Origin of the sequence: Gilliamella sp. wkB108, assembly GCF_001690195.1 — a bacterium.
GTDB classification, from domain to species: domain Bacteria; phylum Pseudomonadota; class Gammaproteobacteria; order Enterobacterales; family Orbaceae; genus Gilliamella; species Gilliamella apicola_L.
On the sequence record NZ_LZGM01000078.1, the window covers coordinates 101722 to 113669 of the forward strand.

Annotated in this window: 13 protein-coding genes; 5 read left to right on the plus strand and 8 right to left on the minus strand. The window is 33.2% G+C overall.

The window, feature by feature from the left end:
• Nucleotides 1–27: 27 nt before the first annotated feature.
• From A9G11_RS08335 to A9G11_RS08350, 4 genes are read right to left on the minus strand one after another with little or no spacing between them, the layout of a single operon-like run.
• Complete coding sequence (locus A9G11_RS08335; protein ID WP_065619152.1) at nt 28–867, minus strand: PTS system mannose/fructose/sorbose family transporter subunit IID; 840 nt, start codon at nt 865–867, stop codon at nt 28–30.
• 17 nt (nt 868–884) lie between these two features.
• Nucleotides 885–1637: a PTS mannose/fructose/sorbose/N-acetylgalactosamine transporter subunit IIC gene (locus tag A9G11_RS08340; protein ID WP_065619153.1), complete on the minus strand. Its 753-nt coding sequence runs from the start codon at nt 1635–1637 to the stop codon at nt 885–887.
• A gap of 20 nt (nt 1638–1657) precedes the next feature.
• Nucleotides 1658–2131, minus strand: coding sequence for a PTS system mannose/fructose/N-acetylgalactosamine-transporter subunit IIB (locus A9G11_RS08345; protein ID WP_065619154.1), 474 nt, complete (start codon nt 2129–2131; stop codon nt 1658–1660).
• Between the two features lie 22 nt (nt 2132–2153).
• On the minus strand, nt 2154–2558 hold the full coding sequence (locus tag A9G11_RS08350; RefSeq protein WP_065619231.1) for a PTS sugar transporter subunit IIA: 405 nt from the start codon (nt 2556–2558) through the stop codon (nt 2154–2156).
• Nucleotides 2559–2907: 349 nt separating this feature from the next.
• Here A9G11_RS08350 and A9G11_RS08355 point away from each other — a divergent pair, with 349 nt between their 5' ends.
• From A9G11_RS08355 to ribD, 3 genes are all read left to right on the plus strand, one after another.
• Nucleotides 2908–3864, plus strand: a complete 957-nt coding sequence (locus A9G11_RS08355; protein WP_081298487.1) for a sugar-binding transcriptional regulator — start codon at nt 2908–2910, stop codon at nt 3862–3864.
• A 180-nt stretch (nt 3865–4044) separates the two neighbouring features.
• Nucleotides 4045–4497 carry a transcriptional regulator NrdR gene (gene nrdR, locus A9G11_RS08360; RefSeq protein WP_065619156.1) on the plus strand — a complete coding sequence of 151 codons (453 nt, stop codon included), beginning with the start codon at nt 4045–4047 and terminating at the stop codon, nt 4495–4497.
• Nucleotides 4498–4511: 14 nt separating this feature from the next.
• Nucleotides 4512–5618 (plus strand): bifunctional diaminohydroxyphosphoribosylaminopyrimidine deaminase/5-amino-6-(5-phosphoribosylamino)uracil reductase RibD, encoded by a 1107-nt coding sequence (gene ribD, locus A9G11_RS08365; protein WP_176701253.1) that lies wholly within the window; start codon nt 4512–4514, stop codon nt 5616–5618.
• Nucleotides 5619–5659: 41 nt separating this feature from the next.
• On the opposite strand, the gene A9G11_RS08370 is transcribed toward ribD, so the two are convergent.
• The 3 genes from A9G11_RS08370 to A9G11_RS08380 all read right to left on the minus strand — a co-directional run bounded on the left by A9G11_RS08370 (nt 5660) and on the right by A9G11_RS08380 (nt 8291).
• Nucleotides 5660–6232, minus strand: a complete 573-nt coding sequence (locus A9G11_RS08370) for a hypothetical protein (RefSeq protein ID WP_065619158.1) — start codon at nt 6230–6232, stop codon at nt 5660–5662.
• A gap of 272 nt (nt 6233–6504) precedes the next feature.
• On the minus strand, nt 6505–7425 hold the full coding sequence (gene pfkB / locus A9G11_RS08375) for a 1-phosphofructokinase (protein WP_065619232.1): 921 nt from the start codon (nt 7423–7425) through the stop codon (nt 6505–6507).
• Between the two features lie 11 nt (nt 7426–7436).
• Nucleotides 7437–8291: a tagatose bisphosphate family class II aldolase gene (locus A9G11_RS08380; RefSeq protein WP_065619159.1), complete on the minus strand. Its 855-nt coding sequence runs from the start codon at nt 8289–8291 to the stop codon at nt 7437–7439.
• 340 nt (nt 8292–8631) lie between these two features.
• Between A9G11_RS08380 and A9G11_RS08385 the strand changes: the two genes are divergently transcribed.
• On the plus strand, nt 8632–9459 hold the full coding sequence (locus A9G11_RS08385) for a DeoR/GlpR family DNA-binding transcription regulator (RefSeq protein WP_065619160.1): 828 nt from the start codon (nt 8632–8634) through the stop codon (nt 9457–9459).
• Between the two features lies 1 nt (nt 9460).
• Complete coding sequence (locus A9G11_RS08390; RefSeq protein WP_065619161.1) at nt 9461–10438, plus strand: sugar kinase; 978 nt, start codon at nt 9461–9463, stop codon at nt 10436–10438.
• A 237-nt stretch (nt 10439–10675) separates the two neighbouring features.
• Here the strand turns inward: A9G11_RS08390 and hemW are convergent, their stop codons facing one another.
• Nucleotides 10676–11809, minus strand: coding sequence for a radical SAM family heme chaperone HemW (gene hemW / locus A9G11_RS08395; protein ID WP_065619162.1), 1134 nt, complete (start codon nt 11807–11809; stop codon nt 10676–10678).
• Between the last annotated feature and the right edge of the window lie 139 nt (nt 11810–11948).

Consider the following 11948-nt stretch of genomic DNA (forward strand, 5'->3'; position numbering starts at 1 on the left):
TTCAAATATAAATTCGTTTTACACCATTTAAAAAATTCCTATCGCAGCTCCAATTCCTGATATTAAAACTAAGATCAATAACACTGTGGTTGATTTCATTTTTTTATTCAAAAAATGAAGTGACAATAATGTGATAGCGATAGGTAATAACCCTTTAAATAATTTATCGAGTACATCACCCTGAACGTGAAGAACTGATTCACCGGCAGAAAAACTTAATGGTGTTGATAAAGATACATAGGCGACGGTTAATCCTCCTATTACAATGGCTCCTAATATTTGAGCGGTCATCATAACTTTTTTAAGCGCATGTCCAGCCAATAGTTTTTGAACACCTTCTTTACCAAGATAATAACCTTTCATCCATAGAATATAGGCAATGGATAACATGGTGATAAACATAGCAATGATATAAAAAATAGGTCCAAGTAAACTACCATTGGTTGAAGAAAGGCTAATGGCGAATGAAAGAAATATTGGAACAATCGTACCTTGCCACAAGGTATCACCCACTCCAGCTAAAGGTCCCATTAAACCTGTTTTTAACGCATTAATATTTTCCCCTTTAATTGGACTGCCATTTGCCATTTGTTCTTCTAACGAGATGGTCATACCATGGATGATGCCACCAAAATGGGGTTCAGTATTAAAAAATTCTAAATGTCTGGTTAAACCTTTTTGTAACTCTTCCGGATTATCAGCGTATAAACGTTTTAAAACCGGCACCATAGAGTAAGCAAAACCGGTAGACTGTAACCGTTCATAGTTATAATTTGAATGTGATGCAAAAGTCCAACGCCAAAATGCTTTTTTAACATCACTTTTGGTTAATGATTTAGCGGGTAATTTGGTATTTTCTGTATTCATTTTAATATTCCTTATAATTAGTTATTTTTGAAAAAAAGTTGAGTGTAAATAAAGGCAACGATAAATCCAAAAACAGCTAAGGCGATGATTGGAAGATTGAAATAGACAGCTAATAGACACCCTAAAGCATAAAAGATCATTGTATTAGAGCTATTAATTGATTTAAGAATCATTGCGATACCAAGAGCAGGTAATACACCACCAATAACTTGTAAAACATGTAATGGCTTACCACTAATTGAACTTAACAATGAGCGAATGACATCCGCGCCAAAATAAGCAATAAGTGCTACCGGAATGACAGAAATAATAAATAAAAATACTTGTGGGAAAAAGAGATGTATTCGTCCAAGATTATTGACATCACCTTTACTTGCAACCTTATCAACCATATGCAGGAAGCTAATATCAACAGTCATGTGGATAATCCAAATAACTGTACCAAGTAATCCAATTGGCACGGCTAAGGTAACGGCCACTTGTGGATCGACACCTGAGACTAAAGCTAAAGCGGTACCTAATGTTCCAGCAAGACCCGGATCGACAGGAACGGTTCCCCCAGCTGAAATATAAGCTAAGTAAGGTAAATTGATTGCAGCACCAATAATACAGCCTTGCATTGGATCGCCTAGTACTACACCTACCATGGTGCCACAAATTAAAGGTCTATTTAAAATAGTACTACCTAGTAAAGTTAACCAAGGCGTCCCATTAACACCTAAATAATAGATGATGCCAATGAGAATGGCTTGAATAAATGATATTTCCATAATAAATCCTCGATTTAAGATTATAAGTATTTGCTAATGTCAATTTTGCTATCAGATGGAATAACTTGGATATTGATAACTATCTTCTGTTCGATCATCTTTTTGAAAATATCTTTTTCATCATCTGAGGCTGAGATATTTCGATAGACTTGGCTTCGGTTTCCTCTTAATCCCATTCCGCCAACATTAAGTTCTTTGATAGTTATACCTTTTTGAAGTAATTCATTGATAGTAAATGGATTTTTAACTAGAATAATGATTCTGCCTCCTTTATCTTCACCAGATAAATATTGCACAGCTTCATCAACGGTTAAAATTTCTACATGAATGCCTTGAGGAACAGCAGCTAACATTACCATTTTGATAAACTCATCTTGTGCGACTTCATCATCAATGATAACAATCTCATTGGCATTGGTATTGCTCAACCACGCAGTCATAACTTGTCCGTGGATCAATCGGTCATCTATTCTTGTAAATACGATATTTTTCATTGTAATAGCTTCCTTTTCTTAATTATTTCAACTCATTGAAAAATTCTTTGATACTTTCTTTCCCTGTCTGTAAGACAGATACGTATAATTCATTTAAAGTGAGGTGGCGTGACATAACTGCTTCAATTGCCATCGGCAAGTTAACACCAGAAATGATTCGATAATTTTCAGGATCAATATTTTTAGAACTTAATGCACAAGCTTTGAAAGGACTCGCTCCATAGATATCAACCAAAGCTAAAACACTCTCACCTTGTTTAATTGAAGTTTCGATCGTTTTTGCTACAGCTTGGGTAAACTCCTCAATACTCGTTTCATGATAAAGTGACATTATTTCAATGTGTTGCGATTCCCCACAAATAAGTTCTACGGCATCTTTCAGCGCTGAAGATAAATGACTATGAGTTGCAATTAATATTTTGATCAAAATATTCTCCTTAATATACTTAGCGTTTTGCTGTGTTTTGGCTCGATTATAGTCAATAAAAATTAAATAAAAATATTTTTTACTCATTTGTGTGATCGAAGTCAACAAATGAGCAAAAATATTCGATAAATTGCATCTTATTGGTTAAATTGTTTTAAATTACAATTAGATATTTAGGGATAGGCAACAACTTTGAGTCAGTCTTTTGTTATGATAATATCGACATTATTCGCGATAGTTTTAGATATTTAACAAAGTAAATCAGACAATAATCGTATAAAATATTTATATTTACAGATACAGTGATTGCATCAAAAAAGATAATTACAGAATGATAAGGAATCATAAAATGGCACAAGAACAACCATTACATCGTATTAAATGTATTATTGTTTCAAAGATGTTTTTTCTAGATGGAAAAACAAAAAGCCAAATAGCTGAAGAGACAGGTATGTCAAGGTTTAAAGTGGCACGATTAATTAATGATGCAATTGAAAGTAAATTGGTTACTTTTACTATTGCCGAACAAACGGATATCGATCCGACCTTATCAAATAAACTTTGCCAAAAATTTAAATTGCAAAATGTGATTGTTCAATCTAACTCATATGGTATTAATGATCCGCAAATGTCATTAAATGAAAAATTAGGAAGACTTGCCGCTTCCTATTTGGAAGAATCCCTTGAGATGAATATGAAAATCGGTATAGCCTGGGGAAAAGTATTATGTTCAACGGCTCGTTCTTTAAAAACTTTGCCTCCGCTTGAAGTGGTACAAACAACAGGTGCATATCCTAATATTGATTTTGAGCAAAATTCTATAGGTTTAGTTCAACGTATTGCTAAGGTGAGTAAAGGTAAGGCTTATCCTATATATTTACCTATGTGGGTTGAAGATAAAGAGACTGCAAAACAGCTTAGAATGCAGACTGGAGTGAGTGAAGTAAGAAAGAAATTTGATGATCTTGATGTACTAATTACAGGGATAGGTAGTTGGACAACACCTTCTTCATGTATGTATACCGCCTTGCCACAACAATGGAAGGATAATCTATTTAAAAAAGATGTCTGTGCTGATATTTGCACCATTCCATTAGATAAAAAAGGTAATGTACTAACTTCACCACTTGATGATTTAGGATTTGGTATAACAGTAAAACAGGTAAAAAAAGTTCCTCAAGTGATAGCTGTTGCAGGGGGTATTCATAAATTTGATGCTATCTTAGCTACGTTAAAAAGTGGGTTAATTACAACGTTAATTACTGATGCTGAAAATGCCACCATGTTGTTAGAACATAAAAGTTAAATGTATAACTAACTGATATATATTAAAAAATATAGTAACTAACAAATTTCAAAAAAGGATATTATTTAAAAGTTAGCTATTATCTAAAATAACAATTCGTTAGGTATTAACTAACATCTTGTTTAAATCAATATTTTCAGCTATTGTAAGTAAAAATTATGTCATTATAGGGATATTCTTATGCACTGTCCGTTTTGTAATGCAGATGATACAAAAGTCATTGATTCACGTCTTGTTGGTGAAGGATTTCAAGTTCGTCGTAGACGACAATGTGTTGAATGCAATGAACGTTTCACTACCTTTGAAGTGGCTGAGTTGATTATGCCAAATGTCATCAAAAGTAATAAAGTTCGCGAACCATTTAATGAAGATAAACTGCGTAATGGCATGAAACGTGCTTTAGAAAAACGCCCAGTGAGTTTTGATGCCATTGAAGATGCTGTGACACGAATAAAATCAAAAATTAGGGCTACTGGTGAGCGTGAAGTACCCGCTAAATTAATTGGTAATTATGTAATTGAAGAGCTTAAAAATCTCGATAAAGTTGCATATATTCGTTTTGCATCTGTTTACTTTAGTTTTGATGATATAGAACAATTTAGTAATGAAATTGCGAAGTTACAACAAAAATAATCAATTAAATGACTATGACTTATAATAAAGATCAGTTTTATATGCAACAAGCAATTGAACTTGCTAAACTTGGTTGTTTTACTACTACGCCTAATCCAAATGTGGGTTGCATTATTGTTAAAGATGATCAGATTGTCGGTAAAGGTTATCATCAAAAAGCTGGTGAACCACATGCTGAAGTGTATGCTTTGCAAATGGCTGGCGACAAAGCCAAACAAGCAACAGCCTATGTGACATTAGAGCCATGTAGTCATTTCGGTAGAACTCCTCCTTGTGCTGATGCACTTATCAAATCTGGCATTAAACGTGTTGTTATTGCTATGCAAGATCCAAATCCTAACGTTGCGGGTAATGGTATTAAACGATTAAAAGATGTGGGTATTGATGTGACTGTTGGGGTTTTATCCGATCAGGCTGAATCACTCAATAAAGGTTTTTTAAAACGTATGCGTACTGGCATACCATATGTACAACTTAAACTCGCCACCTCTCTTGATGGTAAAATTGCAATGGCATCTGGTGAAAGTAAATGGATAACATCAAACATTGCCAGAAGTGATGTACAACAATTTCGCGCGCAAGCAAGTTGTATTTTAAGTACTTGCGCGACAGTACAAGCTGATAATGCAAGTTTAACCGTTAGGTATGCTGAGTTACCCGAGGAAATAAAAAAGATTTATCATCCTGAAAATATTCGCCAACCTATTCGTATTATTATTGATAGTCAACAGCGACTAACCGGCCAAGAAAATGTGTTTAAACAGCAAGGCGAAACATGGGTTGTAAGAAAGCAAAAAATACCAATAGATAGGCCCAACACTAAATTGATCGTTGAATCGTCAGCTCAAAATTATATTGATTTGAAGCAATTATTAATGATCTTAGGTGAAAAACAGATAAATTCAGTTTGGGTTGAAGCTGGCGCGCATCTTGCTGGAGCATTAATTGAACAAAATCTGATTGATGAACTCATTATCTATTATGCACCTAAATTACTTGGTCATAATGCGATGGATATGTGCATTCTTCCAAATTTATACCAACTCGCTTTTGCACCAAGTTTTCGATTTGAATCGGCTAAGATGACCGGTGAAGATCTGCGAGTGATATTAAAAAAATAATCTTTAACACACCTATTTTGTGGTTGATTATATTAATTTTGTTATTCTAATAGTTTTAAAGAGTTATTGTAATTATCATCTGTGATAATTTCATATAAATGTAGTTTAAAGCCACAGCCCCTTGAACCATCTTGATCTGCAGATAAAATGTATTGCTTATGCCTGTTAAATGCAACGTGTATTTCTTCATCACACTTCTTGTTACGGTAACCAAGAGTTATTTTAGCATCCGTTTCGGCAGGTAAATAAACCTCTGTGAGCTTATTTTTACCTTCTATTTGTACATCTATACCTAAATTTTTCACTTTAGTGGGATTCATAGTATAACGGTTACTGTTATACAAATACTCTACCTTATATGTGTAATAAGAATTAATATCATCAATATGTCTGATGATATAGAATTCGAATGGATCATACCACCAAGAAGGCTTTTCATAAGTCGCTAACATAACTTTAGCTCTAGGTGTATTTTCATTAGGTTCAACATAGAAAATTACTTTTCCCTGTTGTAGTATTCTATCACGAAACGCTTCACAACCTGATAAAATGCCAGATGTCAGAGTTAATATCATTAAACAAATAAATTTATTAGCCTTATTAAAGTATTTCATCTTGCTATCCTTTTCAAATTCAATCATACCCAAAGGTTAAGTTTATTATCTGTCTAATTTTATCAATGCAGATAAAATAACTTCTTACAAGTTTGTATTATATATTATCTTTGATAAAGATGAATATTTTTAACTTTATATTTTTTTGAAATTGTTTCCGTTACTTTGATTTTATGTGATGATTAAAATTTTACTACTTTTTTTGTCATAATGTGTATTAGCGATAACTATAAGCCAATCTGTTATCGCTAATATTTTTCATCGTTATCACTTTATTTAATTTGCGTAACTTTCAGTTGTTGCATATAAGTAGTAATTTTATCCATTAAACCTAATCCGTCCGATTCGGCAACGTTGGCTCCGGTTGCGGAGGCTTTTTTCATAGCTTGTTCAACATGTTGTTGTTCAGGTAACCATTCACTTAAAAATGCAGCAAGCGATGAATCTCCTGCACAAGCCGAACTAACAAGTTTTATCATAACGGCATTACAAAACCAAATGTGCTTACCATTGGAAAAGAACATTCCTTTTGACCCCATAGTAAGTAAAATATTTTTTGCTCCTTGTGTATGTACCGTTTCTAATGCAGTGATGACTTGTTCGGTTGTTTGGGTCTCTAAACCAAAAATTTCCTTTAACTCATCATCATTAGGTTTTATTAGTAAAGGATTAAATGCAAGTAAATCTTTTAATTTAGGATGACTAATATCCAGAATCACTTGGATATTTTTGCTTTGACATAATTTTAAAATTGAGTCGTAATATTCAGGTTCAACGTTATTAGGTAAACTACCACTAATGACCAAGTAACTGTCATTATCAAGTGATTCGATAACAGCGAGCATCTCTATTTTTTTACCATCAGGAACAAAAGGCCCTTTACCTACCAATTTATACTCATCTTGTCCGTCATTAATAAAAACATTTATGCGCGTAATATCGTCAATAAAACATGGCATGGTTTTAATATGTCTTTTTGTTAATTCATCAACGATATATTTTCCTGAAAAGCCACCAAAGAAACCTAACGCACAAGTTGGTTTATTAAATTTATGTAAAACAATTGATACATTAACGGCTTTGCCATTAGGACTATATTCAGTATGTGATGTACGATTTACCGAATTTGGATTAAGTCCATGACAACGGATATTCATATCAATTGCTGTATTAAGTGTTAATGTGTAAATCATCATATTGCTCTCTATAATTTCCCTGCACATCCACATGTAGTGATAATTTTTTTCACAATGTCTTTCATGGCTGCTTTGGCGGGTTTCATATAATGGCGAGGATCATTTGCATCTGGATGTTCTATCAAGTATTGTTTTAGCGCGTCAGAGAAAGCAATTTTTAATTCAGTGGCTACATTTACCTTACAAATACCACGTTTAATGCATTCGCGCACATCTTTATCAGGTACGCCTGATGCACCATGTAACACAAGCGGGATCTCTACGATACTACGTATTTCCGATAGGCGCTCAAAGTCTAGTTTTGGTTCAGATTTATAAAGACCATGAGCTGTTCCAATAGCAATAGCTAATGAATCAATGCCTGTTCTTTCAATAAATTCAACAGCTTGTTTTGGATTGGTATATAAACTATCTTTAGCATCAACAACCAGATCATCTTCAATACCGCCAAGACGACCTAATTCAGCTTCAACACTTACATCATACCGATGAGCATAATCGACAACGCGTTTAACCAAAGCAATATTATCTTCAAAAGCTAAATGTGAACCATCGATCATAACAGAACGCACACCGGCATCTATTTTATACACAATATCCTCATATTCTTCATGGTGATCTAAATGAACCGCTAATGGAACATGATGTTTTTTAGCGAGTTCATCAGCAATGGCTATAATATTTTCAGTTCCTGCATAACTATAAGTACCAGGTGTACCCGCTAATATCACTGGAGATTGTAGTTCGGCAACAGTTTCAACAACCACTTGCATGGTTTCTAAATTATGAATATTGAAGGCAGGAACCGCATAATGATCTTTTTGAGCTTTTTTTAGCATATTGTGACTTGAAATAATCGACATATGACTTCTCCTTAATTTTTGTCAATTTTAGAAACCTTTTTAACTTTCGATTCGAAAGATTTATTTTGTAATTATGCTTGCTAAACGAAAGTTATTCTAGTATTAATAGCGTGACCAAGATCACAAAAATTGACTTTAATTTTTTAAAAAAAATAATTTTATTGCTAAAGTTTGATTTTGACTGTTAACTGTATAATTAACTAATGAGAATAATCACGAATATTAACTGCAATAAAATAATTAGAAAGATCGAATATTCATTGTTATTTGTTATTGATCGCTTGGATGATAAATTTTAATATTACTGTTTAATGTTTATCTGTAATATAGGAAATAAAAATTGGCTAGAGCATCTTCAGCCTTATTAAAACGTCGTTTAGATATTGCCGAAATAGTCCGAAAAAAAGGTGAAATTAAAGTTGATGAATTGTCTGACTTGCTTCGGGTTTCAAATGTAACTATTCGACAAGATCTAACATACTTAGAACAACAAGGGTATTTAAAACGCTCTTTTGGCGGAGCTATATATATTTCACCTGAAGGTACCGTAAATAATACTCATATTGTAGCTTCAAATAATAGCAATACTGCTGATGACATTGGTGATATTAATTTAGTAAAAAACTGCTTAAGTTATATTAATGATGGTGACACCATTTTTTTAAGTCATGGTAATTTGATTAGAAAACTAATCCCTTTTTTGCATAACAAAAAATCACTAAAACTCATTATGAATGATATTAGTAATGCTCAGCTCGTTAAAGAGTTTTCGGATGCTGAAGTGATTCTTGTGGGTGGTGTTTTACTTGAAGGGAATATTTTACAAAACCATGAAGCCATTAATGTTCTTTTGAACCAACTGCATATTTCACATTTCATCGTTGAATTAGCTGCTATTAACACAGATAACCAATTAATTATCGAAAATATGGAGCAACTTAAGACTTACCAACAAATGCTTAAGAATGCTGATCATACTATTGGAATTTTGTCGCAAAGAGTTGTTTATTACAATAACAATAGTATTGGAAAATTAAAACACATGGACGTGATGATCTTATCAAGGCCTGCTGTTACTGAATATCACCAACAACTATTAGATTCTGATTTTAAACAACTTGCTGTTAACAAATATTGCGTGACCTATCATAATGTACCAGGGGCATAATATGAGTTTTAAAATCTGCACTATTGGCGAGTTGCTAGTCGAATTTTTGGCTAAAGAACAAAATCAACGTTTTGATCAAACCGGTGAATTTATCGGCCCATTCCCAAGTGGCGCTCCAGCAATATTTGCAGATCAGGTAGCAAAATTAGGTTTCCAAGTCGTATTTTTTAGCTGTGTAGGTAAAGACGCGTTTGGCAAAATGTGCATTAACCGGCTGGAAAAAGATGGAGTAATTACTGAGGGTATCACTTCTCATAAAAAGGCAAATACCGGTAGTGCTTTCGTTACTTATAAAGGTGAAGACGAAAGGGACTTTATTTTTAATATTCCAAATAGTGCTTGTGGTTTACTTTCATTTAATCATATCAACGAGAATTTATTAAAAGATTGTAATCATCTACATGTAATGGGTTCCTCACTCTATTCATTTCGTGCTATTGATGCGATGCGAAAGGCATTAGATATTATTAAAAATAAAGGAGGAACAATTTCCTTTGATCCTAATTTACGTAAAGAGATGTTTGATATTCAAGAAATGGAACAATCTTTTGATTATATAATGGAATATACTGATATCTTTTTACCAAGTGAAAATGAAGTCAGTTATTTTGCTCACAACAATGGTGAAAGTGAAGAGCAAACCATGAAAGCTTTGCTAGAAAAAGGGATAAAGCATATCGTAGTAAAAGCCGGTGCAAAAGGTGCTAATTATTATGGATATGATGAACAAAATAATTATAAATCGATCCATGTGGATGGTTATCTGACAAACTTCGTTGATCCGACGGGCGCTGGGGACTGTTTTGCTGCAACTTTTGTCAGTCTAATGTTAGCAGGATTTTCGGTGGAAAAAGCGTTACAATATGCTAATGTAAGTGGCGCACTGGCTGTCTCTAAAAAAGGTCCGATGGAAGGAACGTCTACATTAATTGAACTTGAGAAATTTCTTTCTCATAACTCCATGAAGTCAAAGTCATAAATTTGTTTTCTTATCAACTTAAATTCAAAGCATAAAAAACCCAATAACAAAAGTTATTGGGGAAAAATAAGGAATAGGAAAACAATGAAAAAAACATTGCTATGTACAGTATGCACTTTTTATTGATAAATGTATGTAAGTGGACCTCAATGATAGGTTAAATTGTTTGTATCGAATGTGTTAAATAACTGTAAACGATAACGTAGCATTGTTTTTTTAGGTTATCGTGCTTTTTTCCTATAAAAAAATCTCTAAGAGTGAATTCAGAAATAATTTTCCATTTTCGGTTATTTGCCAATTTTCTCTATCTTCATATAAATAATTTTTTTCAATAGCAATGGCTATTTGTTTATCAACTATTTCTATTGGCAAAAAAGTACGTTGTTCAAATTCTCTTTTTGGTGTTGGTTCGAATAATCTGAATCTATTCATAAAAAATTCAAAAGGTAATTCATCTTTAGGCACTGTATAGGATTTTTGCAAATAACGCCCTTCTAAATAACCTTTAGGATGGCGTGTTTTTACTGTACGAATAATTTTACCGTCGGATTGTGTCACTTTGCCATGCGCACCACAACCAATACCTAAATAATCACCAAAACGCCAATAATTTAAATTATGTTTGCATTGCAAACCTGATTTAGCATAAGCAGATGTTTCATATTGTTGGTAACCTTGTTTGCTTAACAACTGCTGTCCTTGTTGATAAATTTCCCAGAGTTTATCATCATCAGGGAGAACAGGTGGTTTTGAACCAAATAATGTATTTGGTTCAATCGTTAATTGATACCAAGATAAATGTGGTGGATTCAGATTGATTGCTTGCTGTAAATCAAACAAAGCATCATCTACATTTTGATTGGGTAAACCGTGCATCAAATCTAAATTAAAACTACGTAAATTCAAAGTATGCGCGAGTTTAGCTGCGGTTACAGCTTCTTGTGGATTATGTACTCGTCCCAATATTGCAAGCTTATCAGCTTGAAAACTCTGCACACCGATTGAAATTCGATTAATGCCAGCTTGTTGATATCCTTTAAATCTCTCAACATCAACAGAATTTGGATTCGCTTCGATAGTGATTTCAGCGTTTTTTTCAATAGGCATTATCTGATTAACGGCAGATAACAGCTGATCGATATGTTCAGCAGTGAACAAACTAGGTGTACCGCCACCAATAAAAACTGAGTGTATCGTTCGATCGGCACAAAGCACGCTATCCTGCTTTAAATCTTTGATTAAATGAAAAATATAAGTATTGTAATCTGGTGTGTTTTTTATCGTATGTGAATTAAAATCACAATAAGGACATTTATGCACACACCATGGCATATGGATATACAAACTTATGGGTATTTTATACTTAAACATATGCCTTTCCTGAAAGATTTTTACAAAAAATATAATTGTTCATTGGTTAGTGATCAAAACAACGCGGTATATTACCTCAAATTAATAAAAAAAGCTTTTTTACATCTATTGGTGTTTTTATATTTCAAACAAACGGCGT